Here is a 26,304-nt window from a genome sequence, read left to right as displayed (position 1 = left end):
TTAGAAAAAGAAAGATGCTTTGACAGGAAGACAAGAAAGTGATATAAATAATCTGTATATACATATATTCAAAAATTTGAATATATAAAAAGGAGGATGTTGTTTGGAGCGGTTTCAAGGATACACCATGGCTCGTTTTCAAAAAGATGTATTGTCGGGGGTTATTGTAGGCGTTATAGCTTTACCGCTTGGGATGGCGTTTGCGATTGCTTCGGGCGTAAAACCTGAATACGGAATTTATACGACAATTGTTGCAGGTATTCTCATTTCTCTTTTTGGTGGGTCGAAATATCAAATTGGAGGACCTACTGGAGCATTTATTCCTATTTTACTAGGTATCGTATTAACCTATGGATATGAAAATTTACTTGTCGCAGGTTTTTTATCGGGAATAATGCTTATGTTATTTGGAGTTTTGCGCCTAGGAACTCTTATTAAGTTTATTCCTCGTCCTGTAACAATCGGGTTTACGGCAGGAATTGCCGTTATTATTTTTGTCGGTCAAATTCCTAATTTTTTAGGATTAAACGTAAAAAAACACGAGGCGTTTATCGATAACATGAAGGAAATATGGGTTCATCTTCATGATGTCAATATATATAGTGTAGTTATTGCATCTATTGGGTTTCTCGTCCTTTTGTTTGCACCAAAAGTTGCACCTAAAATCCCGAGTCCATTGCTAAGCTTAGTTGTTTCGAGTTTATTTGCCTTTTTTTTATTTGAAAACAAAGTAGCGACAATCGGATCTGTTTATGGGGAGATTCCAAATACACTTCCACATATTTCTATACCTAGCTTAACGTTAGAACATATATATGAGATGATCAGGCCGGCTTTTGTGATTGCGATGCTTGGCGCAATTGAGTCTTTATTATCAGCGGTTGTAGCCGATGGAATGACGGGAGAGAGACATAATAGCAACCGTGAGTTAATTGGACAAGGAATTGCTAATATTGTCACCCCGTTTTTTGGAGGAATTCCAGCAACAGGAGCGATCGCTCGGACAGCGACTAATATAAAAAGCGGGGCAACGTCTCCCTTGTCAGGCGTGATTCACGGCATTGTTGTGCTTATCATTTTACTTATTTTTTCACCGTACGCATCGCATATTCCGCTAGCGAGCATGGCACCGATTTTAATGATTGTTGCTTGGAACATGAGTGAACGGAAAGAGTTTATACATGTGTTAAAGATGAAGTCAGCCGACTCAATTGTCCTTATTATTACATTTGTTTTAACAATTTTTATAAATTTGACTGTTGCTGTGGAAGCAGGGCTTATTTTAGCTGTGTTATTGTTTGTAAAAAGAATGACAGACGTATTCAAAGTATTTAAAGTACTTCCAGACGAACAAAGGAAAAAGGTCAGCCCAAAAATGGTTGAACAAGGAAGAGATTGTCCGCAAATTAGTATATATACGATCGATGGACCACTGTTTTTCGGTGTAGCTCAAATGTTCGAGCAATCGATTATGGCTACGATAAACCATACGCCGCGCGTTCTTATTTTGCGCATGAGCAAAGTGCCATATATCGATCAAACAGGTGAAGCCAACCTAACAAGTCTTGTTGAGCATTTTCAATCAAAAGGTGGAATCATTTTCGTTTCTGGTATACAACAACAGCCGAAAGAGATGTTAAAAAAATCTGGATTATATGATAAAATTGGCGAAGAAAACTTTTTTGATCGGACAGGGGACGCGCTAAAAGCTGCTTTTTTACACATTAACCGGACACAATGTGTCGGTTGTAAGCATTATGCGTTTTCAGAGTGCCGTCAGCTGTGCCATATTCAAGGGGAACAAGTGGTCAACCATTTTAAAACGGAATATGTTGGAGGAAACAAATGAACCTAGAATTACAACAATTTAAAGCAGAATTTTTCAAAGCTTTAGCTCACCCGTTGCGCATCCGTATTTTAGAACTGTTAGCCGAAGGGGATAAAAACGTCAATGAGTTACAAACGCTAATTGGTGCAGAAGGATCGGCTGTATCCCAGCAACTAAGTGTGTTGCGCGCAAAAAATATTGTATATGGCACAAAACATGGGAATAGGGTGATTTATTCATTACGAGATCCAATGATTGTCGACTTATTAAATATTGCGAAACAGATTTTTAACAACCACTTAATTGATGCGATTTCCATTTTAGATAAAATGAATGAGAATGAGGAGAGAGAAACAGGGGAGGCGTAACCTCTCCTGTTTCTTTATGTAGAAGGACGGTCTGGACCTTCTAGTTTTTTGTCGCCAAAGCCGTTTGTTTCTTCTTGCTTCGGTTTTTGTTTTTTCTTTTGTTCTTTTTTCGCCATCGGAATGCCTCCTTTCGCTTTTTATTTTGACCGACCATATAAAAAACATGCGCATCTATTTGTCGAATTTTGTACGTATACCACTTTGTTTGCCGAATTTCTTCTAGTTTTGTCAACCGAGAAGGGAGGGAAGCATAGATGGCGAATGTGTATGGCAAAGGGCGAAAGGGGAGTTGGAGGATGGAACATATTCAAATGCAATTACAACAATTGTTTGATGAAATTGAACAATTAGAAAACAAATTAAAAGAGCGTACGACGGAACAAATGAATACACATTACGATATGCAACAAGACAGTTTACAAGACATCGAACGCCAACTCGACAACATTGAACAACAGATCGAAAAGAAAGAAACGTATACGTTCGCTCCGGCGATATAAGAAAGGTGGCGCGCTGGCCACCTTTTATTCTTTCACACGGTCAATGGTTACTGGGCGATGCGTTTCGCTTCCTATCGTGTCAATGGCATAGTCCACGACTTCACGTTGTTTTGATGCTACTGATTTGCCGTGTTTTGGCTTCTCGCTTTCATGTCCTTTTTTCTTATGGTGAAAATGAACACCACGACCCATTTTCATCCGCCTCCTTTTCCATGCTATCGTCTCACTTAGCATGGCACAAGAGGTGACAAATCATTCGACATGTGATGAATATTGTTTTACACGTTCATCATCAGGTTTGTAAGCCCCGAGCGCCTCTAGTTCGCGCACAAGATGACGATACATACCAAGCGGCAATTCGTTGCGCAAATAAAGTTGGCGCGCAAAGTCAAGCAGCTCGTTTGCATCGATCGGTTCATATTGTTTCATTGCGATAAACTTGTTTTTTAATTCAATAATTGTCATAATTATTCCCTCCCCCTTTTGCACTTATCATAACATAAAAAAAGACGACATGTTAAATTCAAAAAATTGAGAATTCCGACATCAATTGACACGATTAGCCACGAACCATTTTGTAAAAAACGAATACGATGTAGTGAAAGGGGAGAGAAAATATGTACCAGCCATGGTCTACGATGCACATGCCACATATGGCACCTGTTCATTATCATCCATATTATTCCCAACCGACTTCGTTTCCTGTTTCACCAGTCGTTTCGCCTGTGGCACCGGCAATGTCACCGTTCGCCCCACCTCTATCTCCGTTTGTACCGCCCATGCCTCCATTCGCTCCTGCAAAGCCACCAAGCTTTCTTGAGCAATTTAAAACAAAAGAAGGGACGTACGATATTACAAAGATGATGAATACAATGGGGCAAGCGGTGCAAGTGATGAATCAAATGACTGGGATTGTAAAAGGATTAACGCAAACGTTTAAATTGTAACGTTTGCGTTGTTTTTTTATCTGCCTATTCAATTGGAATAAATGTTTTCTTTTGTGGGAGGCGAATAATGAGCTTGCCATCTTGAAACGACGCTTGAATATTTGTCTGTGACACAGGATAAGGGAGGAAAATGCTTTTCGTTGCTCTCTCATATGTGCGTTGGCGATGAATGAATTTGTTTTCATCATCGATCGTTTCTGTTTGCTCATCGTAAACGACAGACAACAAAAGGCGAGTATCATCGACAAATTGTAAATGAATATTTTCCCGTTTCGCATTTGGAATATGGGCGACGATGATGTATTCCTCATTTGTTTCGCGTACATCAATAGGAATATAGACGGGTGAAAATGTACGATGCACATACTCATCGAGCGTATGCAATAATCTTTTTAATGATCGATCATCGAAAAACGATTCAAACATATGAGATAAATCTTTTTTCATCATCTTTGGCGAGGAGACCCCGACTTCTAAGCGAGAGCGAAAGTCGGGGAGGAATCGCCTTTCCTCCTTTCTTTTGTATATGATAGAATAAGAATGTGGAGAAAACCGTTGAATTAAGGCACTCCAATTCCCGTTACTCGATGTAGGGAGTTGGTTGCAGGAAACGTTGCAACCGTAAAACATCGAGCGTACATCCGTCTGTTGTGCGTGGAAGTCAAGTACTGCTTACAGACATGCCGAGCCACTCGGTAGCGATATAGGCATGACCTATGTCGTTGGGTAGTCGTCAACCTGCCCCGATGCAACCCCAAGTCAAGGAAGGAGGACGATGTCCGTTCGTACTTCTGGGGAGTTGCAAGCCCCCGCTTCAAGCGTTAGCTAAGTGGGGGTAGTTGACACATATCACTCCTTGCGACATACGTTTGTTCGTAATATATGCAGGGAAAAAATAAATTGTTCGCGAAACTTTTTATGACGGCATTCGTAAATATTATGGGAAAGAGATGAGAAAGGAAGAGATCGTGTGCGTAAAAAAGAGGAGAAGAAAGAGCAGCCTAATGTGAGGAGTATTGTAAACAAATATAAAGAAAAAGGAATGAATATTAGCTTATGCAAGCCACGTTCAGCGATGAAATGGTTTTTTGTGCAAAATAGTTGCCTTTTTCCACATGTATGATACAATAAAGGTAAAGTTCATATACGTCAAGAGATGTAGAGAGACCGTACATGCATAGTAAGCGAGTGCTTATTATGCTTGTTTCGGTCTTTTTTTATTCTGAATAAGGGAGAGATTGCGATGTTTTCTGCAAAACAGCGTATGGAAGTCGTGAACGAAATGAGCAAAACAACATATGACGTGCTCGTCATTGGAGGGGGAATTACCGGTTGTGGCATTGCGCTAGATGCTGTGACGCGCGGAATGAAAACGGCGCTCATTGAGATGCAAGATTTTGCGGCAGGAACGTCAAGTCGTTCAACAAAACTTGTTCACGGTGGTTTGCGCTATTTAAAGCAGTTCGAAGTAAAAATGGTCGCTGACGTAGGGAAAGAGCGGGCGATTGTGTATGAGAACGGTCCGCATGTGACGACGCCAGAATGGATGCTCCTTCCTATTCATCGCGGAGGCACGTTTGGAAAATGGAGTACATCAATTGGCTTATGGCTGTATGATCGTTTAGCTCGCGTCAAAAAAGAAGAGCGAAGAACGATGTTATCCGCACATGAAACATTGCAAAAAGAGCCGTTAATTAAACGGGATGGATTGCTTGGCGGCGGTTATTATGTTGAGTATCGGACAGATGATGCACGATTGACAATTGAAGTGATCAAAAAAGCGGTTGAGTGCGGTGCACACGCTGTAAACTATGTGCAAGCCGAATCGTTTCTATATGATGAACATGGCCGCGTCATCGGTGTCATGTGCCGCGAGCAAATGACGAACGAGTCATTTGCGGTTTATGCTAAAAAAATCGTCAATGCTGCAGGTCCGTGGGTCGACACATTGCGTGAAAAAGACGGCTCAAATGTCGGGAAGAAGTTGCGTTTGACAAAAGGCGTGCACATTGTCATTGATCAAGCGCATTTTCCGCTCAAGCAAGCAGTATATTTTGATACACCTGACGGCCGCATGGTGTTTGCGATTCCGCGCGAAGGAAAGACGTACATTGGCACGACAGATACGTTTTATGACGGAGATCGCGTCCATCCGAAAATGACAAGCGAAGATCGTGATTATTTATTGCGGGCCATTCGTTACATGTTCCCATCCGTTCATTTGACGGAACAACATATTGAATCAAGTTGGGCTGGATTGCGTCCACTCATTTATGAAGAAGGGAAAGATCCATCTGAAATTTCACGGAAAGATGAAGTTTGGCAATCCCCATCTGGCCTGATTACGATTGCCGGAGGAAAGTTGACAGGTTATCGAAAAATGGCCGAAACGGTCGTCGATCTTATCGCGAAACAGCTAGAAAAGACGTATCGCCCTTGTCAGACGAAACAGCTTCCTATTTCTGGAGGTGATATAGGTGGCGCAAACGAATGGCATACGTTTATAGCGGAAAAAGTGACGGAAGGAATGAGTCTCGGCTTTACCGAAGAACAAGCGAAACGACTCATTCAGCGATATGGGACGAATGTCGATCGTTTATTTGCACTTGCCCGCACATATGATCGAAATAGCGCGTTTCTTCCGATCGACTGGTACGTGATGTGTATGTACGCCCTTGAATATGAAATGGCAGTCACCCCGCTTGACTTTTTTATTCGCCGCACAGGGGCGCTCTTTTTCGATATTCATGCCGTTCGGCAATGGAAAGGTGCAGTCACTCAGCTTATGCAATCTTATTTCAACTGGACGGACGAAAAGCGAAACGAATATGAGCATCAAGTAGACATTGCGCTTCACGACGCAATAACTCCTTGCGACGAAGCAAAACATTAGTTAGGCGGGTTCTCCTGCCTTTTCTATTTCTTGTAGCTTTTCAATAATGCGCCGTTTACGATAAAACATTGCGCCAGCTTCAGCGATGTCGGCAATCATTGCTTGATTTGTCCACGCGCCAAACAACATTCCTACTATTGGAATGGCTTGAAATAGCTTTTTCCAGCCGTATTGGTCGCGAAAAGCCCAAACGATTTCTCTCCATCCTTGCAATTGAGCAATCGTTTGTTGTTCGTTTTTCATCGACCATTCGTTTAAAATGGCTTGTTTTCCAACGACGTCCGCAAGCGCGAACTGCAGACATTTCACAATAAATAACCGTTCCTCTTTTTGATGAGGATGAAATCCGTATATGATCGCAATTTCTTGCAACGTTTTTAAAGCCGTTCCGAGAACGACAACAACGTCAAGTAATAACGTGAACGCCCCTCCAAGGCCTGTTGCTGCCCCTTGATATGTTGCAAATGTTTTACGCTTTATAATCAGTTTTTCACAAGCCTCGTTCATTGTTTGTAAAGGAAGCGAGCGAACAGCATCTAACGTCACATTCCCATAAAATGATGATAAAACAGCTTCTTCATTTACTAAATATTGCCCACCTGTTTGAATATATTGTCCAAGCTCATCAAGCAATCGCGCGGCTTTTTTATGTATCCATGATGGTGTTAAACGGTCAAGTAAAATAAATGGAAGACGGCCTATTTTCTCCCAAAACCAAATGTCTTTTTGTTCTTTTTCCCATTGCTCAATATGATGGAGTTGCTCAATTAAAAACGATTTGTCATCCATTTCCCTCACCTCGTGTATACATACGTGTGAAAAAAAAGAAAGTTTCACGAAGAACACCGGCGAGTTGCCGGTGTTTAATGAAATTGCACGTCAATTCGTTTTTTGCCGTCCGCTTGGGCTTTCGGGATGCGAATTTCAAGCACCCCATTTTTATACGATGCTTGTACGTTTTCGTGCGCTGCAGGGGAAGGGAGAGGGATCGTGCGATAAAATCTCCCGTAAAACCGTTCCTGCCGATGCATATGCTCGTCGTGTATATCGTGTTGTTTACGCACTTGTCCGCTAATCGACAACGTTTGATGATCAATATGAATATCGACATCTTCTTTTCGTTCTAATCCCGGGATGTCGCAAGTAACAATCATTTCTTTTTCGTTTTCATGCACATCGACCCGCGGCATACGAAAAGCATCGTCAATATGCGAAAACAGGGAAGGGAAGTTTGAAAACATACGTTCAACATCCCGGCGCATCACATCCAATGAACGAAATGGATCCATCTTAAAGCCTCCTCGTATCATATTCGATACGTATTTTTTGCAAACGGCAGGATATTATACAAAAAACTTGCCTTAACGGGAAGGCAAGTTTTCCAATTGCTGTACGTATAAACGAACGAGTTCGTATTGTTGTTTCGCATCAAGCGATGATGTTGCAATGCGTTTTATAGCTAACGAAAATTTTTCATAAGGTGACTTTCTTAAGCGCGGATGCGTCATTTCATCTAGTAAATCACGTCGAATGGCATCGAGTAACACGTTCTCCGCTTCGTTTTCTGTTGCGGGCAATGAACGGTTCGACCATAACGACCGGTATGCGTCTAGCAGCTCCAAAACAAGCCCCTCCCTTAATCAATCCGTTCAACCGTTTCTGCCATTTGTAAAAACGGATCTAGTTCATTTTCTTGTTGTACAAAAATCGTCAGCCGCATCGGCGTTCCATTTTTTACGACAAACACGTATACTTCGCCATCTTCAATCGCGCTTTTATATACGTCTGATCCGTTTAAACGCGCTCCTTTCGTCCATGTTATTTTCTCGACATGTCCATCTTTACTGCTTGCTTTCACATATTGTTCGGCTTGCTCAGCGACAAGAGACCAGTCTGCCCCCTCATCAATGAGCTCGACAGTCATCGACGCTTTTTCTTCATCAAGGAAAATCATATCTTTTCCTGGCTCGGTTGCCTCAGCCATATATCCGTTTAAAATATTTGCTTGAAACGGTTGATTGCTGCTTTTGTATGTGAAAAATTGTTCTTTCGTTTGTTCATTCGTTTCAGTTTTTTTCCGTTCAATCGTCTTGGCCATCGTCATAAACGTGTCCAACCAATTTTCCTCTTTTTTTGTAAACACCGTTAAAAACATTGGCGCATCTCCCGTTACCCCAACGATATAAACGACATCGTTATCGACAGGCGCTTCATATACGATCGCATCTTCAAACGGTATTGTGCCTTCAAACGGTGTCGCTTGTTCAGAGACGGCCATGGCCCGTTCTTTTGCATACGTTTCCATCTGATCTTTCGCTTCTTTCGGCAACAATTCAATACGCATCCATTGGTCTTGTTCGCTTTCATGCATCACGACATCTTTTCCTGGTTCCTCAGCTTCTAAACTGAATTTTGGTAATAATGAAATCGTAAACGATTGATTTGTGCTTTCGACTGGTGTTAAATTTGGCGGTGTTTGTTCTTTTGCTTCTTGTTTATGTTCGACAGGCTGTTTCGCTGGCGCTGTCGTTTGTTCGTTACATGCCGAAAGCAATGTAGCGACAGCCGTCGCACAAATGAGTAGCTTCGATCGTTGTTTCATTTGTTTCGCTCCTTTAATTGTTTTTACTTTTATTGTCGTATAGTTTTACGTTTCATGCAAGTATTCCTTTTTATATACAATGGTGCGATTTCGTCCTTGTTGCTTCGCTTCATACAAAGCGGTATCCGCTTGCTTAAATAGCTCTGCTTCATTTGTTGCAAGCGTTGGGAAAACAGAAATGCCGATGGAAACCGTAATATGCACCATCTGTTGTTGTACGAAAAACGGATGACGTTCAATCGTTGTTCGAATATGTTCGGCAAATGTCACCGCTTCATGTTCACAGCTTGAAAGCAATATTGAAAATTCTTCCCCGCCATTGCGAAAAGCCATACCGTTTTTCGAAACGAGCGAGCGGATCAGTTCTCCAAGATCACGTAAAATGACGTCCCCGCCATCATGCCCATATGTGTCGTTAATGTATTTAAAACGATCAATATCAAATAAAATAAGAGATAAACAGCTGTTTTCCTGTCTTGCTTGCTCGAGATGTTGCCCAAATAACGTATGAAACTGACGAACATTATAAAGCCCCGTCAGAAAATCAGTCGTTGCCCATTGTTTATAATGTTGCAACATTTCTTTTGATTGGCGAATATCTTTACAAATACTCGCAGCTACATATGTAGCGACAATCGAAATCGGCCAAAAAACAACAAGTGTTTGCGTATATATGTGTTTATCTGGGATGTTAATAAACAAAGCAAGTGAAATGAGACACATGCTGTAGACGTTCATCCAAAACGTTGTGATCGTTATATGTCGCTTCACTTGCTGGCTAATCCATCCGCAACCGATCGCAATGGCAAGAGAAGTAAAAAAAGCAACGATCGATGCAATCGTATGGCCGAACAAAAAACGTCCTGCTCCCATGATGATGCCTGCCGCCAGCGCGCTCGGCATACCGCCGTAATAGCTTACGACAACAAGTGGCACGTGGCGTAGGTCAGAAATGACGTCATGTCCGAGTGGGATAGAAAAAAACATAAGCACAATGCTTAATAAACCGCAAAAAGCCCCAACAAGCAAGCGCATATGCAAAGGGGATTGTTTATGAATGTTAGAAGGAAAAAACTTGCTAATCAAATAAAATCCAGCAATAAGTATGCCGCTATTCGCAATAAATTGCTTAAACATCGTCCGCTCCTCCTCTCTTTGACAATATATGCGAACGAAAAAAAATGTTGCGGACAAACGCCGCAACATTGTTTAAATGGAAATGGCCCACTCGCCGTTTCGCATAATCGGCTCGCGAACACCGTCTTTTGTGACGCCGTCGACGTTCAATTCATGAGAACCGATCATAAAATCTTCATGCACTAAACTATCGTTCGCCCCACGCTCAAGCAACTCTTCGGTGCGCATATTCGTTCCACCTTCAATATTTGTCGGATACGCTTTTCCGAGCGCTAAATGCGAGGCCGCGTTTTCATCAAATAACGTATTATAAAATACGAGATTTGATTGTGAAATTGGAGATTGATGCGGCACGAGCGCAATTTCTCCTAATCGGCGAGCCCCTTCGTCTGTATCAAGCAAATGTTTTAATGTGTCATAGCCGACTTCTGCCGTAAAGTCAACGACTTTTCCATCTTTAAATGTAAGCGTAAAGCCGTCAATAATATTGCCGCCATAGTTCAACGGTTTCGTATTTCGAACGACCCCGTTCGTTCCATCTTTATGAGGCATTGTAAACACTTCTTCTGTTGGCATATTCGGATTAAATACGATGCCGTCTGTACTTTTCGCTGCACCGCCAGCCCAAATATGTCCATCTGGCAGTTCAACTGTTAAGTTTGTTCCTGGTCCATCATAAATGAGCTGTTTATATTGCTTATTGTTTAAATAATCAACGATGCGAGCTAATTTTTCATTATGCGCTTTCCAGGCTGCAATCGGATCGTCTTGATCGACGCGCGTCACTTGGAAAATGACATCCCATAATGCAGCCATTCCTTCTTCTTCGCTCATATGTGGGAACACTTTTTTTGCCCATGCTGGTGTCGGCACAGCAATTAATGACCAACAGTTATGATCGGCCATTAAGCGGCTACGGTAGTTTTGCAGCGCCACGTTTGCCGCTTTTGTTGCTGCGGCCACCCGTGAAGGATCAATATCTTTTAATAAGTCCGGATTTGGTGCATAAATGCTTAAAAACGCCCCACCTTTTTCGGCCACTTCTTCTCGTCCTTTAGCAAGCCATGATGGGTATTCATGAAGTGCTTCTTCGGGCGCATGTTTAAACTTTATGTACGTTATTTCTTCATCGTTCCACTCCACATGCACATGTTTTGCTCCCGCTTCGTATGCTTTTTGAGCAATTTTACGTACAAGCGGAGCGGACGGAAGCGGAGCGTTAATAAACAACGTTTGTCCCGGTTGAATGTTGACACCAACGCGCACAGCTAATTCTGCATATTTTTGTAATTGTTTTTCTAACATAACAAAACCTCCTTATCGTAAAGCATAATATCATTTTAACAAAACGGATGATGTTGTGAAAACATTTTCACTTGTATTATGATGAAGGAAGGAACATAACGAGGAAGGGAATGACTTATGGAATGTGGTGACCAACAATTATTTTATGTTGAAGGCATATTTATTCGTGCTTATGAACGAACAGTTGATGTGCAAGTGAAGGGAGAGACGCTGACGTTCACGACGAACGAGCCGATGATTGGCTTTTGTGCCGGTGACGATGTTGGAGTGGCGTTTTGCGAAATCGAGGGGGAAAAGAAACTCATTTCAATGGAACGAAAAGACGGTTCAGCACTTTCATACGTCAATGGAGAATATTTTGCCGACATCATTTTCATTCGGTGGGTAAATGAAACGTCGTTTTTATTTGATATATATCGTTCCCCTTATCGAGATTATGAAATGATGACGGCGAACGAATCGTTTTTATGTGAACGTGGAACAACGATAACGGTTTTGTTCGTTCGCCAAGAAGGAAAAAATATATTGAAAAAGGTTGTTGCGAAATGAAAGTTGTCATTGCACCAGATTCATTTAAAGGAAGTTTATCGGCACATGATGTGTGTACCGTGATCAAAAAAGCGTTTTCCGATGAGTATCCCGGAGCGGCAGTTACGACCGTTCCGATGGCAGACGGGGGCGAAGGGACGATGGAAGCGATCGTTTCAGCGATGAACGGCTTCGTTCAATCTGTAACGGCCCGCGGCCCACTTTTTGATACGCAGCAAACAGCATACGGTGTTGTCGGTGATACAGCGGTTATTGAAGTAGCACAAGTCATCGGCTTGCCGCTCGTTCCAGATGAAAAAAGAAATCCGCTCCATACGACAACGTACGGTGTAGGCGAAGTGATCATGACAGCGCTTGAGGCAGGCTATCGCCGTTTTGTCATCGGGCTTGGGGGAAGCAGCACAAACGACGGAGGATTTGGGATGTTATGTGCACTTGGCGCAACATTTACAAACGCATACGGGGAACGGTTGCCCCCGATGCCGTCTTCGCTCCCTCATATTGCACACGTCGATATGACATCGGTTGATCGACGTGTGTATGAAAGTGAGTTTCTCGTTGCTTGTGATGTCGATAATCCGCTGTATGGCGAGCACGGTGCTTCATACATATTCGGTCCGCAAAAAGGGGCGGATCATGAAACGGTTCGCATATTAGATCAGTGGCTACATACGTATGCACAAAAAATCGAACAACAAACAAATCTTTTTTATGCACAAGAGAATGGAGCGGGAGCGGCAGGGGGATTAGGATTTGCTTTTTTATATGACTGGGCGTAAAACCCCTATGCCTTTAGGCTAGGGGATGTAAGCCCTAACTACCTTGTGTTTGAATGTATTTTTGAATAGTCTCTTTGCTAACATTCCCGATGCTACATGAAAAGTAGCCATCACTCCAAAAGGTACGCTCTTTCCAAAAATGTCGGCATAAGTACGCTTCGTGTTTTTGCCATATGCGATAAGTTGTAAGTTGTTTCAACAACCTAACAATTTCAAGAATACTCCACTTTGGAGAGTGACGAATGAGGATATGGATATGATCTTGATCTATTTCTTGTTCGACAATTTGCCAACCGTCATGAGTGGCGATACATTCGATTTCAGCTTTCATGTCACAACCCACCTTTGACAAGAGTTTTTTTCGATATTTGCAAACAAATATTAAGTGACACATAAGCAAGTGCTTACTGTGATTTTCGGAAATATACTTCATTGCTTTTCTAGGCCTTTGCGAATCAGCTCATAAACCGCACCTGCAAAAGTTGAAATGTTATTTTTCTTTCGATATTCCTCAATTCGAAAGACTAAATCGACAGGAAACTTAATTAATTTTGGCACACGTTCCATCATTTCACCCTCCTAATATATATATTCTTGACATATGCTAGTAATAAAATATATACTTATAGTATATATACAAAAGGAGGTGAAGTCAATGTTGGTCAACAAAGCGTACAAATTTCGCATCTATCCAAATAAAGAACAAGAAGTATTAATTACGAAAACATTCGGTTGCTCTCGTTTTGTATTCAACTATTTTTTGGCGAAATGGGAAGATGCTTATAAACAAACGGGCAAAGGACTCACGTATAAAACTTGCTCTTCTCAATTGACACAATTGAAAAAAGAATTCACTTGGTTAAAAGAAGTGGATAGTATTGCACTTCAATCTTCACTCAAACATCTGGATGATGCGTACGATCGCTTTTTTAAAAAGCAAAACGACAAACCGCGCTTTAAATCTAAAAAGAATGCTGTGCAATCGTATACAACTAAGCATACAAACGGGAATATTGCTGTGCTAGATCAACACATCAAGCTACCTAAACTTGGTCTTGTTCGTTTGGCGAAAAGTCGTGAAGTAGAAGGGCGTATCTTGTCTGCCACGATTAGACGAAATCCGAGCGGGAAATACTTTGTGTCCATTTTGGTTGAAACTGACGTGCAATCGTTGCCTCAAACGGGTTCAGCCGTTGGCATCGATGTTGGGTTGAAGGAATTCGTTCTTTCTGATGGAACAAAGTACGCCAACCCGAAATGGCTTCGTAAGCTAGAAGAACAGCTGGCGAAAGCACAACGTATTCTTTCCAGACGAAAAAAAGGTGGCTCGAATTGGGATAAGCAACGAATAAAAGTTGCACGATTGCACGAAAAAATGACAAATGCACGACATGATTACTTACACAAAACCTCCACCGAGATTGTCAAAAACCACGACATCATCGGGATGGAAGATTTGTCGGTAGCTAATATGCTAAAAAATCACAACCTTGCAAAAGCGATTCAAGAAGTATCTTGGTCAACGTTTAAAGCTATGATCGAATACAAAGCTAGATGGTACGGAAAACAAGTTGTCACCGTAGCAAAAAACTTTCCATCCAGTCAGCTTTGTTCGTGCTGTGGCTATCAAAACAAAGACGTGAAACATCTTGCTTTGCGTGAATGGGCATGTCCTGTGTGCCATACTCATCACGACCGAGATGTGAACGCAAGTATCAATATTAAAAACGAAGCCATTAGGCTTCTTAACCGCAGGAACTGTGGGGATCGCCTACTAAATAACCGAAGGGGGCTTCGGTGTTCGTAGGAATCCGCTATGGCTTTAGCCTAGCGGTAGTTCAATGCTTGGTGGAAAATTAATACGCGGGGCGCAACTTGTCGGCGAAACGGTGCAACTGCCACAAAAAATGAAGCACGCCCATATCGTTATTACTGGTGAAGGACAAAGCGACGAGCAAACATTATATGGAAAAGTACCATTTTATGTCGCACAGTTAGCGAACGAATATCACGTTCCTGCCTTTTTGCTGTCAGGAAGTCTCGGTGACGGCTTTGACAAGCTATACGCATATTTCGTCAGCTGCGATGCGATTGCGACAAAGCCGATGACGTTAGAACAATGTATGCGTTCGGCAACCACGCTTCTTTATACAAAAGCACGCAACATCGCACGAATCGTGAAGCGGTTTTCTTAGTCGAAAACCGCTTGATTATGATTCTGCCTGTTCTACTAGTTCGGCAGATAAGGAAGATAAGTGTTTCATGACACGATGAACTTCTTCAATAGAACGTAAAATGTAATCAATTTGTTGCTGGCTTTCCCGGAACTGGTCAATATGGTGATCGAGCTCCATTTTCGAAGCGATCATTGTCCCTTTTGTTTGTTCCATTTGACTAGCTGCTTCTTCTGCGATATGGCTCATCCCATTCATTTTTTGTACAAGTGACTCGACTTGTCGATAATTCGTTTCGATCCCTTCAATAATGTCTGTACTCATTTGTTTTGTATATTCCGCTAGCTTACGAACTTCATCCGCCACGACGGCAAAACCTTTTCCTGCTTCCCCCGCTCTTGCTGCTTCAATCGCCGCATTTAAAGCAAGTAAATTCGTTTGATCAGCAATGGCTTGAATTTGAGAAGATGTATTTCGAATCATATCGGATGAATTTGACAAATTTTTTAAAATAGAGAGTACATCGTTCACTTTACCAACGACTTCATCAAACGTTTTGCGCGTTTGCTCGACTTGATGTTCCGTTGTGTTCATGAGAGCAGACAAGTTTTGGCTACTTCGTTCTGTCATTTCTGTTTGTGCTCGTACATGTTTCGCCTTTTCTTCCGCTTCACTTAACCCCGCTTCTGTTTGCTCAATCGAAGCAGCAAGCTGTTGTCCCATATCGTGCAACCGTGAATGGATCGTTGCTTGTTTTTGGTTCAATTTTTCTAGCTCTTTCATTCGATCATCCATGTAGGCACTCATAATGATTTGCGAATCGAAATTAATAAGATGAAAAAGAGCAATGAGCGTATGCGTCCATTTATCGAAGCGGCCTTCTTGTTGCGCATATGGTAATAAATGTGGGATAAGCGATGTAGCGATTGCCTCGTACGTCGCAATCATCCATTCGATCGGTAAGCCCCGCTCATGATGGTTGCTGCCAAGCCGTTTACGGAAAGAGATGTAATCATCATTAATTGTCGCAGAAAGTAAAGAGTCAATATATTGGATAAAAACATGTTTCAAACGTTCTCGCGTCGTTTTAGAGTTTGCGATCGATTGTAACAGCGGAAACGAATACAGATGATCGAGTACATTGTCAATCACCTCATCGATATGCTCCATCACGAGCGGTTTCACTTCGCGCAATAGTTGTAAATGGCCCTCTGTCACCCCCATGTAGCGTAATCGCTCTTTTATATCATCCGCTGTATGTACGAAGGCAACTCGCTCATCTAAGTGAAAAGGTAAAAGTGTTTGCTTCCGTTTAGAAAAAAACATAAAAACTCACTCCTTTGGGATCTTCATATACACATTATATTTCGTTCTATGAAAGTTGACGAACAATAATGCTCTGTAAACTTATAAAACATTGTTCTAAATAAACAATAAAAAATAAAAAAACCCATTTTTTAATAGGAATAGTTCTTTGTCCTATTTTTTTCGTTTCCTTTTGGCATATGATGAGACAAGAAAGGGGGAGTGTGATGAATCGTTTTGCTTTTGGCATCATCATCGCATATACAGTTGCTTACTATAGCTCATTATCATTTTCCACTCATCCTTCGATGCGGGTGATCAGTAGTGCACTTTTTTCCATTGGTGGAGCACTTCTAGCAGCCATCTGGCTATGGAAAGCGCACCGTCGCATTCGCACGAAGGAGAGAATATTTTGGGGAACGTTAACCGTCAGTACGGTTTGTTATGTCATTGCAGAAAGTATATATCGCTTTTATGAGATTTCATGTTATGCAGAGCCTCCGTTTCCAAGTTGGCCCGATGTATTTTATTTAGGGAATTCTTTTTTGTATATGGCATCACTTTGTTATGTGATGATGCTCGTACGAAAGCAATGGACGATGTGGCAAGCTTTATTCGATACACTTATTGTGACAACGATGCTCGCAATATATAGCTGGTTGTACGTCGTTCAGCCTCTTTTTCATTCACAAGTGTCGGTTGCGTATGTACTCGTATTGTTCAGTTATCCACTTTTTGATTTAGCGATTGCTTTTTTTCTTCTCCTTTTCATTTTTTCAACACGTTTAAACCGTGTATGGACGTTGAACTTGTTCGGAATCGGGTTGTTTGTTTTCTCTGATATGATGTATTTCATTCAAATGATGCAGCGTGAGTTTGTTTCTAACTCTTGGCTTGATCCGCTTTGGGGAATAAGTTTACTTTTTATCGGCTTATCCGGTGTGTATGCCAAAGAAGGAGATATAACAACGCAAGTGGCAGAAACGACACGATGGAAATCAAACGTGAAAATATTTTTCCCTTATGCGAGCCTTGTTCCTCTCTTTTATGCTTTTTTCCGTTTTTCATCTGATCACATTGTCATCGCTGGAGTTGTCGTCACCGTTTGTTTTGTTGTCATTCGCCAATGGCTCACATTGCATGAAAATAGACAGCTCGTTCAATGTTTACAAACGTTAAATCACGAACTTGAGAAAAAAGTGGCCATGCGCACAAACGAACTACAACGGGCAAATGAACAGTTGACTTACGCGGCAAATCACGACTTTTTAACAGGCCTTCCGAATCGACGCGCCTTTATTCATTCGTTAGAAGAAGCGCTTCAACAAGCAAAGCAACACCATCATTCGCTTGCCGTGCTGTATATTGACATCGACCGTTTTAAACAAATTAACGATTATTTTGGGCACTCCGTTGGCGATAAGCTCATTGTGGAAATTGGACAGTTATTAAAACAAAAAGTTCGTCCTACAGATATCGTTGCTCGTCAAGGAGGGGACGAATTTACTATCATTGTCACTCCCGTATACCACCTTCACGATGTGTATCAACTTGTCGATGACATCGTCTCCATTAGTAAACAACTTATTGCCGTTCAACATTTAGATATGCGCGTGTCGCTTAGCATAGGAGTTGCGGTGTATCCGTATGACGGCGAAACGTGCGATACGCTAATGAAACATGCGGATATGGCGATGTATCGCGCCAAAGAGCAAGGGAAAAACCAATATCAGTTTTTTAACGGTGAGATGGATCGTGCGATGTTACAGAAAACGATGATTGAAACGGATCTTTATGAAGCGATTGAGCAGAAGCAATTTGTGTTGTTTTATCAGCCCCAATTTGATGTACAAACAAAAAAAATAATCGGCATGGAGGCGCTTATTCGCTGGATGCACCCAAAGCTCGGCATGATCTCACCAGGCGTCTTTATCCCAATCGCTGAAGAAACAGGGCAAATTATCGCCATTGGGGAATGGGTCATTGAAGAAGCGTGCCGTCAAATAAAAAGATGGAACGAGCAAACTGGGCGCTCCCTTCGCATGAGCGTCAACATTTCTCCAAAACAATTTTTAAAAGAAAACTTTGTGGAACATATTTATCACATTTTACAACAAACATCACTGTTGCCGGATCAACTCGATTTAGAAATTACTGAAGGCGTCGCTGTATTTAACGAACAATATACAATTCATAAACTACAGCAGTTGAAGGAGCTCGGGGTTCGCATTTCGATCGATGACTTCGGAACGGGGTATTCATCGTTAAGCTATTTACGTAAATTTCCGATTGACCGTTTAAAAATTGCTAAGCCATTTATTGACGGAATCACGAAGGAAAAAGAAGATGTGGCAGTCGTTAAAGCGATTATCGTACTTGCCCAAAATTTAAAATTGCGCGTCATCGCCGAAGGGGTAGAAACGCTGTCACAATTTCATATTCTCGAGACGTTGCAGTGCGATGAAATTCAAGGATATGTTTTCGGAAAGCCGCTTGATGCCGATGCGTTTGAAAACACGTACTTACAAAACCAACTTCCGGACGAGTGAAGTTGGTTTTGTGAAAAAAATCATTGACAATGATAATCAATTCATGTAACTTAAAATTTGTTGATATTAATTATCAATATCAATTTGTTCACTAGGCGTTCGAGGGGGTAAACATATATGCCGCGGTTGTACACAGAACAGCTTTCTGTTGGGTATGGGGAGCGAACCATTGTCGATCGGTTAACTGTACATATTCCAGATGAAAAAATAACGACGATTATCGGGCCGAACGGATGTGGGAAATCAACGCTTTTAAAAGCGATGACGCGCATTATTCGTCATCAAGAAGGGGCGGTCATTTTAGACGGAAAACAAATTTCGCAAGAGCATACGAAATTGTTGGCGCAAAAAATGGCGATTTTGCCGCAAACCCCAGAAAGTCCGAGCGGTTTAACCGTCGGTGAGCTCGTTTCATACGGACGTTTCCCTTACCAAAAAGGATTTGGTCGACTGACGAAACGGGACGTGGAAGTCATTGATTGGGCGCTTGAAATGACTGGAACGATCGCATTTAAACACCGCCCGGTCGATTCGTTATCAGGTGGTCAAAGACAGCGAGTATGGATTGCGATGGCGCTTGCGCAAGAAACAGATATCATTTTTTTAGATGAGCCGACGACGTATTTAGATATGGCTCACCAGCTAGAAGTGCTTGAATTGTTGCAGCGTTTAAATCGCGAACAAAAGCGCACGATCGTGATGGTGCTTCATGATTTAAACCAAGCAGCTCGTTTTGCGGACTATATGATCGCCATGAAAGATGGGAAAATCGTGCAAGCAGGAACGTGCGAACAAGTCATGACGCCTGATGTATTAAGACAAGTGTTTCATATTGACGCAGAAATTGGCCGCGACCCTCGAACAAACAAACCGATGTGTATCACATATCATTTAATAAAAGGAGATGTAGCATATGTTGAACAAGCGAATGATGTCCATTCTTCTTTTGTTCGTCCTCATCTTGAGTGCGTGCGGTAACCAAGCGGCAGAAAACGAACAAGAGAAAGCAACAAAAGAAGCGAATGAACCGAAAACGATTACGTATGAATCAGAAACGGGTCCAATTGAAGTTCCTTCCAATCCGAAGCGCGTTGTTGTGTTATCGTCATTTTTAGCAGGTAGTGTGATGGCGCTTGATGTTCCAATTGTCGGTGTCGATTCTTGGGCGAAAATGAACCCACGTTATGAGCCATATATAAAGGATGCAAAAGAAGTGACAGATGAAAGTTTAGAACAAATTATCGAGTTGGAGCCAGATTTAATTATCGCTGCCTCAACAAACAAAAACTTAGATAAATTAAAGGAAATTGCGCCGACTGTCACATATACGTACGGAAAAGTCGACTACTTAACACAACATTTAGAAATTGGAAAGCTATTGAATAAAGAAGAAGAAGCGAAAAAATGGATCGATGACTTCAAAAAGCGTGCGCAACAAGCTGGCGAAGACATTCGTGCGAAAATTGGCGAAGATGCAACCGTTTCGGTCATTGAAAACTTCGATAAGCAATTGTATGTATTTGGGAACAATTGGGGTCGTGGAACAGAAATTTTATATCAAGAAATGAAATTAAAAATGCCAAAAGCAGTAGAAGAACATGCGCTAAAAGATGGCTATTACGCGATTTCGCTTGAAGTGCTTCCGCAATTTGCAGGGGATTACGTCATCTTCAGTAAAAACGCAGATGGCGACCTTTCGTTTACAGAAACAGAAACGTACAAAAATATTCCGGCGGTGAAAAACAATCGCGTCTTTGAAGCAAACGCAAAAGAATTTTACTTTAACGATCCAATTACGCTAGAGTATCAGCTTGAGTTTTTCAAAAAGCACTTTTTAGGGGAGTAATGTAGTAAAAAGAGGAGTTCGTCGCGAATTCCTCTTTCTTTATGTGAGAGAAGAGAGAGGATGTATATGCTGAAAAAATTTATATTTGCTTTATGCATATGGTTAGTGATGTTTGTTTTTTCTATCGTAATCGGAGCTGCAGAGACGACAATCAAAGATGTATGGCTCGCGATGACAGCGCCAGAGACAAGCGAACAAACAATGATGATTTATGAAGTCCGTCTCCCACGTGAAGCGGCAGCTGTCGTTGTGGGCGCCGCGTTAGCCGTTGCGGGTGCTATTATGCAAGGGATGACGAGAAACCCATTGGCCGATCCAGGACTAATCGGACTGACAGCAGGGGCGAACGCCGCGTTAGCCGCAATGTTTGCTTTTTTTCCTGACGCAAACTATATCGAAACCGTATTTGCCTGCTTCCTTGGTGCGTCGCTCGGTGGCTTGCTTGTCTTTGGCATCGGCGCAAAGTCATTTTCACCGTTTCGCATCGTGCTAGCCGGTGCAGCCATTTCCACTTTTTTATACGCGATCGCAGAGGGCATTGGACTTATATATAAAGTATCAAAAGACGTATCAATGTGGACGGCTGGCGGAATGATGGGAACGACATGGAATGAACTGAAAATCGTTACCCCATTCATTTGTTTCGCCATGCTTATCGCTTTTTGGCAAAGTAGACAATTAACGATTTTAAGTATGAGCGAAGACGTAGCTGTCGGGCTCGGCCAGCAGCTGACGCGTGTAAAAACGATTCTTTTCCTCGTTGTGATGATGTTAGCCGGTGCCTCTGTAGCCCTCGTTGGAAACTTAGCGTTCGTCGGTTTAATGATTCCACATCTCGTTCGCTCATTTGTCGGAACAGACTATCGTTTTATTTTGCCGATGAGCGCAATTGTTGGGGCAACGTTTATGTTGTTTGCGGATACCGTCGCACGAACGATTCACGCCCCGTATGAGACGCCTGTTGTGGCAGTTGTAGCGGTCATGGGGCTTCCGTTTTTTCTTTTCGTCGTGCGCAAAGGAGGAAACATGCGATGATTGCACCTTATTTACGAAAAAAACAGCGCGTCATATTGCTCATTCTTTTTCTGTTTATCTGTACAACAGCCGTGATCAGCATGGGAATCGGCTATTCTTCTTTATCTTATGACCGATTGATTCCTGTACTTTTTGGTGAAGGAACGTTTAAAGAACAATTTGTTCTTTTTTCTATTCGTCTGCCGAGAATCGCTATTACGTTGCTCGCAGGGATGGCTTTAGCGATATCTGGAGCTATTTTGCAAGTTGTGATGCGCAATGATTTGGCAGATCCTGGCGTTGTCGGCATTAACGCTGGGGCGGGTGTGGCAGTAGCGCTTTTCTTTTTATTTATTCCGATTCAAGCTGCATCGTTTGCCTATATCATTCCGTTTGTTGCTTTTTTAGGTGCGCTCCTTACAGCGATCATGATTTACATATTGTCATACAATAAACAAACAGGACTTCAACCGATTCGACTTGTGTTAATCGGAATCGGTTTTGCGACGGCGTTTTCTGGCTTGATGGTTGTACTCATTTCAGGGGCAGATCGTACGAAAGTAGACTTTATTGCGAAATGGTTAGCTGGAGGCATTTGGGGGCTCGATTGGGCGTTTGTCCTCGCTTTATTGCCATGGCTTATCGTTCTCGTCCCGTTCATTTTATATAAAGCGCCTCGTTTAAATGTGCTGCAATTCAACGACCCGGTAGCGATCGGCATCGGTGTGTCGCTCGATCGCGAACGGCTTGTTTTGTTGTTAGTGGCAGTAGCGCTCGCTGCGTCTGCCGTCTCGGTCACAGGTGGCATTGCATTTGTCGGCTTGATGGCACCACATATTGCCCGCGCGCTTGTCGGACCGCGCAATGAGCTTAGTTTGCCTGTTGCGATGCTCATGGGCGGCGCGTTATTGTTGCTCGCTGATACAATTGGACGGACTTTAGTTGAACCGGATGGACTCCCTGCCGGTGTGCTCGTTTCCCTGATCGGTGCTCCTTATTTTGTATATTTATTATGGAAAAAGAAATAAGCATATGGTACGATAATTGTAAACTTTTTTATTTTAAAGGTTTACAAAAAGGGGAGAAGTGCATTGTGGGAGGAGTTGCAAGCACATATTGAACAACTGGAGGAAAAAGCGCAAAGACGTTCATTCGTCAAAGTAGAAAGCAACGGTTGTTTTATACATATTGACGGCCGTCCGATGCTTAATTTTTCATCAAACAACTATTTAGGTCTCGCTCATGACGAACGGCTTATTCACGCGAGCGTTGAAGCGACGAGACGATACGGCGTTGGGGCGACTGCTTCACGGCTTGTTGTCGGCAATCATCCGTTATATGAACAAGCGGAAGCTGAACTCGTCCGCTGGAAAGGATGTGAAGCTGCACTCATCATCCATAGCGGATATGCTGCTAACGTCGGCATTTTGTCTGCCTTAGCTGGGCGAGATACAGTGATTTTTAGCGATAAATGGAATCATGCGAGCATCGTTGACGGTGCTGTATTAAGTCGGGCGGAAGTGAAGCGCTATCGCCATGCTGACGTCGATCATTTAGAAACTTTATTAAAAAAAGCAGAGGGACATAAACGAAAGATGATTGTTACCGATACGATTTTCAGCATGGACGGAGACGTTGCACCGTTGCGCGAACTCGTCTCGTTAAAAGAGGCGTACGGTGCTTTACTCGTTGTTGACGAAGCGCATGCGAGCGGAATATATGGGGAAAACGGGGAAGGAATGGCATATGAACTTCAACTAGCACAACATATTGACGTGCACATGGGAACATTCAGCAAAGCGCTTGGCGTATATGGGGCATATGTAACGGGAACACGCGTCTTGATTGATTATTTCATCAATACGATGCGTCCATTCATTTTTACAACAGCATTACCTCCAAGTGTGCTCGGCGCCATTTATGCCGCGATTGACGTTGTACAAAAAGAGCCAATGCGGCGTTACCATTTACGTGCGTTAAGCGATCGTTTCCGCACGCGTCTTCAACAGGCCGGATTTCATATTGGTGAAAGCACGACGCACATTGTACCGATCATTGTTGGTGAGAACGAGAAGGCGCTCGCATTTAGTGCGCGCTTGCGTGAACGTGGCATTGCCGCGGTTGCAATTCGTCCCCCAACGGTTCCAGAAGGTACAGCACGCATTCGCTTTTCCCTTATGGCGACGATGACAAACGAACAAGTCGATTGGGCGCTTGATCATATTTGTGCGGTCGGAAAAGAAATGGAGTTGATCCCATGAACGTATTGCTGTTGCCAGGCTGGGGGATGAAAGGCGATGTGTTTTCTCCGCTTATCGCGGCGCTTCAGCTAAAGGATGTCACGATCGTCGAATGGGAAAGTATGCGCGATGTTCATCATTTTTTAACGAAGGCAGAAGAAGCATTAACCGCCCCTTCGCTCGTTATTGGTTGGTCGCTTGGGTCGCTCGTTGCTTTGCAGCTTGCGACGCATCCGTATGTTACTCATCTTGTATGCATCGGCGGTACGAGCCGCTTTACGACGACAGAACATTATGATGCGGGGTGGCATGCGCGCATTGTGGAACGGATGAAGGCGCAACTCATACGCCAACCAAACAAAACGATCCAATCGTTTATTGACATGTTATGGGGGAAGGAAGATGCAGAGCCATTTCCGTATATGCATCATCATATTCCAGATTTGTTGCTTGGACTAGACTACTTGCTTACAACAGATGTACGCAACCAGCTGCAACGCATTCGTGTGCCGTTGTTACTTATTCACGGGGAACGCGACCGCATTTGTCCACCGCAAGCTGCTCAATACATAGATGAACGAACAAACCATTGTACGTTCATGCTTATGCCAAATGTTGGACACGCTCCTCATATCACACAGCCGCATGCGTGCGCTCATATGATTCAAACGTGGTTAGGCGGTGGAAGAAATGATTGACAAACAATTGATGCAAAAGCGATTTAGCGAACGGGCAAAGACGTACGATCAATTTGCGAACGTACAAAAAAAGATGGCGCATGAATTAATGGCGCGCATTGCTCGTCCACCAAAAACGATTTTAGAAATCGGATGCGGCACAGGATATGTAACACAATTGTTGCACAACGCTTATCCGCATGCGAAGCTAACAGCTGTCGATATCGCCCCAGGCATGATTGAAGCCGCAAAAGAACGACTAGGGGACGCGCCGATTACTTGGCTTTGCGCAGATGTAGAAGAAGCAACATGGTATGAAACGTACGATTTAATTATTTCGAATGCAACGTTTCAATGGTTCACAAATCCAAAACAAACGATCGCCAAACTCGCCGGGCGAAGAAACGAGGGGGGACAACTTCTGTTTTCAACATTTGGCGACCGAACGTTTTACGAGCTGCATACTTCATTTGCTTATGCGCTAGCGAAACAACATATTCATGAGCCGCTTCGCATCGGGCCGTCGTTTCCGACGTTTTCCGATTGGCTTCACATGCATCCTTATGCTCGGGGGCATGAGCGCATGGAAGTAGAATATTTTCCGTCGGTACGCGACTTTTTCTTATCCCTTCGCCATATCGGTGCAACGAATAGCACAACCGGGCGATATTGCCAAAGGCCGTCTATATTTAAAACAATGATGCATGAATATGAACAACGTTTTTCGGAACAAGGGCTTATTCGAGCGACATACCATTGCATTTGGATCGACATTAGCTAGGTAGCGTCATATTTTTTCCGTAAAAAATTTCATCCATTTCGATGCGCAATTTTTGTGTAATAGCGTCCGCTTCTTCTTTTGTCAGTTGATCTTTAGACAGTTCAAACAAATAGCTATCTAAATCAAACTCGCGCAATTTACATTTCGTATGGAAAATATGTTCTTGATACACGTTCACATCAATCATATCGTACTGTTTGCGAATGTCGTCAGGAATGTAGTTTTGAATCGATGTAATATCATGGTCAATAAATAGCTTTTTCCCAGAAATATCGCGTGTAAATCCGCGCACGCGATAATCAATGATCATAATATCGGTTTCAAATGAGCGAATTAAATAATCAAGTGCTTTCAATGGTGAAATTTCCCCGCACGTTGCGACATCAATATCAGCTCGAAACGTGCTAATTCCATCGTTCGGATGATATTCGGGATATGTATGTACCGTAATATGACTTTTATCAAGGGCACAAACGACCGCTTGTGGCACAGGCGGTTCTTCTTTTGGAACTTCGATCGGTCCTTCTGAAATAAGCATCGTCACACTTGCCCCTTGAGGAACGTAATCTTGTTTGGCGATATTTAAAATGTGCGCTCCAATCATATTTGACACGTCTTTTAAAATGTTCGTCAACCGCTCCGCATTATACACTTCATCAATGTACGCAATATACGCTTCCCGCTCGCTTGCACTTTTCGTGTAACAAATATCGTACATATTAAAACTAAGCGATTTTGTTAAGTTGTTAAATCCGTGTAGTTTCATGATCGCTCTTCCTTTCTTAAGTTATGCTATTTATTATGTTGTCG

General features: G+C 42.6%; 30 protein-coding genes and 1 pseudogene. 17 read left to right on the top strand and 14 right to left on the bottom strand.

The window, feature by feature from the left end:
* The first annotated feature begins 103 nt into the window (after positions 1-103).
* From ACPF7I_RS08525 to ACPF7I_RS08515, 3 genes are all read left to right on the top strand, one after another.
* Positions 104-1,849: a SulP family inorganic anion transporter gene (locus ACPF7I_RS08525; protein ID WP_430743881.1), complete on the top strand. Its 1,746-nt coding sequence runs from the start codon at positions 104-106 to the stop codon at positions 1,847-1,849.
* Positions 1,846-2,196: an ArsR/SmtB family transcription factor gene (locus tag ACPF7I_RS08520; protein WP_430743883.1), complete on the top strand. Its 351-nt coding sequence runs from the start codon at positions 1,846-1,848 to the stop codon at positions 2,194-2,196. Before ACPF7I_RS08525 ends, ACPF7I_RS08520 begins: the two co-directional genes overlap by 4 nt.
* A 296-nt stretch (positions 2,197-2,492) precedes the next feature.
* Positions 2,493-2,696, top strand: a complete 204-nt coding sequence (locus ACPF7I_RS08515; protein ID WP_430743884.1) for a hypothetical protein — start codon at positions 2,493-2,495, stop codon at positions 2,694-2,696.
* A gap of 24 nt (positions 2,697-2,720) precedes the next feature.
* On the opposite strand, the gene ACPF7I_RS08510 is transcribed toward ACPF7I_RS08515, so the two are convergent.
* Positions 2,721-2,888, bottom strand: coding sequence for a hypothetical protein (locus ACPF7I_RS08510; protein WP_430743886.1), 168 nt, complete (start codon positions 2,886-2,888; stop codon positions 2,721-2,723).
* Between the two features lie 60 nt (positions 2,889-2,948).
* A complete protein-coding gene (locus ACPF7I_RS08505) occupies positions 2,949-3,161 on the bottom strand; it encodes a YppF family protein (RefSeq protein ID WP_430743888.1) in 213 nt (70 codons plus the stop codon).
* Positions 3,162-3,313: 152 nt separating this feature from the next.
* Between ACPF7I_RS08505 and ACPF7I_RS08500 the strand changes: the two genes are divergently transcribed.
* On the top strand, positions 3,314-3,643 hold the full coding sequence (locus ACPF7I_RS08500; RefSeq protein WP_430743889.1) for a YppG family protein: 330 nt from the start codon (positions 3,314-3,316) through the stop codon (positions 3,641-3,643).
* Between the two features lie 24 nt (positions 3,644-3,667).
* Here the strand turns inward: ACPF7I_RS08500 and ACPF7I_RS08495 are convergent, their stop codons facing one another.
* A complete protein-coding gene (locus ACPF7I_RS08495; RefSeq protein ID WP_430743891.1) occupies positions 3,668-4,093 on the bottom strand; it encodes an Hsp20 family protein in 426 nt (141 codons plus the stop codon).
* A gap of 793 nt (positions 4,094-4,886) precedes the next feature.
* On the opposite strand from ACPF7I_RS08495, the gene ACPF7I_RS08490 reads away from it, so the two are divergent.
* Positions 4,887-6,536, top strand: a complete 1,650-nt coding sequence (locus ACPF7I_RS08490; protein WP_430743893.1) for a glycerol-3-phosphate dehydrogenase/oxidase — start codon at positions 4,887-4,889, stop codon at positions 6,534-6,536.
* On the opposite strand, the gene ACPF7I_RS08485 is transcribed toward ACPF7I_RS08490, so the two are convergent.
* From ACPF7I_RS08485 to ACPF7I_RS08460, 6 genes are all read right to left on the bottom strand, one after another.
* On the bottom strand, positions 6,537-7,325 hold the full coding sequence (locus ACPF7I_RS08485; protein ID WP_430743895.1) for an EcsC family protein: 789 nt from the start codon (positions 7,323-7,325) through the stop codon (positions 6,537-6,539).
* A 74-nt stretch (positions 7,326-7,399) separates the two neighbouring features.
* On the bottom strand, positions 7,400-7,825 hold the full coding sequence (locus ACPF7I_RS08480; protein WP_003394638.1) for an Hsp20/alpha crystallin family protein: 426 nt from the start codon (positions 7,823-7,825) through the stop codon (positions 7,400-7,402).
* A 72-nt stretch (positions 7,826-7,897) separates the two neighbouring features.
* Positions 7,898-8,158, bottom strand: a complete 261-nt coding sequence (locus tag ACPF7I_RS08475; RefSeq protein ID WP_430743897.1) for a hypothetical protein — start codon at positions 8,156-8,158, stop codon at positions 7,898-7,900.
* A 14-nt stretch (positions 8,159-8,172) separates the two neighbouring features.
* Entirely contained in the window at positions 8,173-9,138 is a 966-nt protein-coding gene (locus ACPF7I_RS08470) for a hypothetical protein (protein WP_430743899.1), read from the bottom strand.
* Between the two features lie 45 nt (positions 9,139-9,183).
* Positions 9,184-10,275 carry a diguanylate cyclase gene (locus ACPF7I_RS08465; RefSeq protein ID WP_430743901.1) on the bottom strand — a complete coding sequence of 364 codons (1,092 nt, stop codon included), beginning with the start codon at positions 10,273-10,275 and terminating at the stop codon, positions 9,184-9,186.
* Positions 10,276-10,347: 72 nt separating this feature from the next.
* Complete coding sequence (locus tag ACPF7I_RS08460) at positions 10,348-11,580, bottom strand: aminopeptidase (protein WP_430743903.1); 1,233 nt, start codon at positions 11,578-11,580, stop codon at positions 10,348-10,350.
* Positions 11,581-11,697: 117 nt separating this feature from the next.
* Between ACPF7I_RS08460 and ACPF7I_RS08455 the strand changes: the two genes are divergently transcribed.
* Together ACPF7I_RS08455 and ACPF7I_RS08450 are read left to right on the top strand one after the other, a co-directional pair.
* Complete coding sequence (locus tag ACPF7I_RS08455) at positions 11,698-12,129, top strand: hypothetical protein (protein ID WP_430743905.1); 432 nt, start codon at positions 11,698-11,700, stop codon at positions 12,127-12,129.
* The gene (locus ACPF7I_RS08450) at positions 12,126-12,908 is read left to right on the top strand and encodes a glycerate kinase (protein WP_430743907.1); all 783 of its coding nucleotides are present in this window, start codon (positions 12,126-12,128) and stop codon (positions 12,906-12,908) included. Before ACPF7I_RS08455 ends, ACPF7I_RS08450 begins: the two co-directional genes overlap by 4 nt.
* A gap of 34 nt (positions 12,909-12,942) precedes the next feature.
* Here the strand turns inward: ACPF7I_RS08450 and tnpA are convergent, their stop codons facing one another.
* A complete protein-coding gene (gene tnpA / locus ACPF7I_RS08445; protein WP_430743909.1) occupies positions 12,943-13,341 on the bottom strand; it encodes an IS200/IS605 family transposase in 399 nt (132 codons plus the stop codon).
* Positions 13,338-13,478, bottom strand: coding sequence for a hypothetical protein (locus tag ACPF7I_RS08440; RefSeq protein ID WP_430746033.1), 141 nt, complete (start codon positions 13,476-13,478; stop codon positions 13,338-13,340). The genes tnpA and ACPF7I_RS08440 overlap by 4 nt, the downstream gene beginning before the upstream one ends.
* An 85-nt stretch (positions 13,479-13,563) precedes the next feature.
* Between ACPF7I_RS08440 and tnpB the strand changes: the two genes are divergently transcribed.
* Together tnpB and ACPF7I_RS08430 are read left to right on the top strand one after the other, a co-directional pair.
* Entirely contained in the window at positions 13,564-14,715 is a 1,152-nt protein-coding gene (gene tnpB / locus ACPF7I_RS08435; protein WP_430743911.1) for an IS200/IS605 family element RNA-guided endonuclease TnpB, read from the top strand.
* Positions 14,716-14,749: 34 nt separating this feature from the next.
* Entirely contained in the window at positions 14,750-15,103 is a 354-nt protein-coding gene (locus tag ACPF7I_RS08430; protein ID WP_430743913.1) for a glycerate kinase, read from the top strand.
* A gap of 15 nt (positions 15,104-15,118) precedes the next feature.
* Here ACPF7I_RS08430 and ACPF7I_RS08425 read toward each other — a convergent pair whose 3' ends face one another.
* Together ACPF7I_RS08425 and ACPF7I_RS08420 are read right to left on the bottom strand one after the other, a co-directional pair.
* On the bottom strand, positions 15,119-15,676 hold the full coding sequence (locus tag ACPF7I_RS08425; RefSeq protein WP_431019308.1) for a methyl-accepting chemotaxis protein: 558 nt from the start codon (positions 15,674-15,676) through the stop codon (positions 15,119-15,121).
* Between the two features lie 201 nt (positions 15,677-15,877).
* Positions 15,878-16,408, bottom strand: a pseudogene (locus ACPF7I_RS08420) (protoglobin domain-containing protein); the annotation flags it as partial.
* A gap of 206 nt (positions 16,409-16,614) precedes the next feature.
* On the opposite strand from ACPF7I_RS08420, the gene ACPF7I_RS08415 reads away from it, so the two are divergent.
* The 8 genes from ACPF7I_RS08415 to bioC all read left to right on the top strand — a co-directional run bounded on the left by ACPF7I_RS08415 (position 16,615) and on the right by bioC (position 25,494).
* On the top strand, positions 16,615-18,936 hold the full coding sequence (locus ACPF7I_RS08415) for a putative bifunctional diguanylate cyclase/phosphodiesterase (protein WP_430743915.1): 2,322 nt from the start codon (positions 16,615-16,617) through the stop codon (positions 18,934-18,936).
* 117 nt (positions 18,937-19,053) lie between these two features.
* Positions 19,054-19,914, top strand: coding sequence for an ABC transporter ATP-binding protein (locus tag ACPF7I_RS08410; RefSeq protein WP_003399497.1), 861 nt, complete (start codon positions 19,054-19,056; stop codon positions 19,912-19,914).
* A complete protein-coding gene (locus ACPF7I_RS08405; RefSeq protein WP_370628018.1) occupies positions 19,850-20,782 on the top strand; it encodes an iron-hydroxamate ABC transporter substrate-binding protein in 933 nt (310 codons plus the stop codon). Before ACPF7I_RS08410 ends, ACPF7I_RS08405 begins: the two co-directional genes overlap by 65 nt.
* A gap of 60 nt (positions 20,783-20,842) precedes the next feature.
* Positions 20,843-21,817, top strand: a complete 975-nt coding sequence (locus ACPF7I_RS08400) for a FecCD family ABC transporter permease (protein ID WP_003399501.1) — start codon at positions 20,843-20,845, stop codon at positions 21,815-21,817.
* The gene (locus tag ACPF7I_RS08395) at positions 21,814-22,824 is read left to right on the top strand and encodes a FecCD family ABC transporter permease (protein WP_430743917.1); all 1,011 of its coding nucleotides are present in this window, start codon (positions 21,814-21,816) and stop codon (positions 22,822-22,824) included. Before ACPF7I_RS08400 ends, ACPF7I_RS08395 begins: the two co-directional genes overlap by 4 nt.
* A gap of 63 nt (positions 22,825-22,887) precedes the next feature.
* The gene (bioF, locus tag ACPF7I_RS08390; RefSeq protein WP_430743918.1) at positions 22,888-24,057 is read left to right on the top strand and encodes an 8-amino-7-oxononanoate synthase; all 1,170 of its coding nucleotides are present in this window, start codon (positions 22,888-22,890) and stop codon (positions 24,055-24,057) included.
* Positions 24,054-24,734 (top strand): alpha/beta fold hydrolase, encoded by a 681-nt coding sequence (locus tag ACPF7I_RS08385; RefSeq protein ID WP_430743920.1) that lies wholly within the window; start codon positions 24,054-24,056, stop codon positions 24,732-24,734. Before bioF ends, ACPF7I_RS08385 begins: the two co-directional genes overlap by 4 nt.
* On the top strand, positions 24,727-25,494 hold the full coding sequence (gene bioC / locus ACPF7I_RS08380) for a malonyl-ACP O-methyltransferase BioC (protein ID WP_430745931.1): 768 nt from the start codon (positions 24,727-24,729) through the stop codon (positions 25,492-25,494). The genes ACPF7I_RS08385 and bioC overlap by 8 nt, the downstream gene beginning before the upstream one ends.
* Here bioC and speD read toward each other — a convergent pair.
* Positions 25,487-26,260, bottom strand: a complete 774-nt coding sequence (speD, locus tag ACPF7I_RS08375) for an adenosylmethionine decarboxylase (protein WP_430743922.1) — start codon at positions 26,258-26,260, stop codon at positions 25,487-25,489. The genes bioC and speD overlap by 8 nt on opposite strands.
* Positions 26,261-26,304: the final 44 nt, after the last annotated feature.

It is taken from the genome of Anoxybacillus dikiliensis (assembly GCF_050613275.1).
GTDB lineage: Bacteria > Bacillota > Bacilli > Bacillales > Anoxybacillaceae > Anoxybacillus.
Note: the sequence above shows the minus strand (reverse complement) of the source record. Positions and strands in the feature narration are given on the sequence as shown.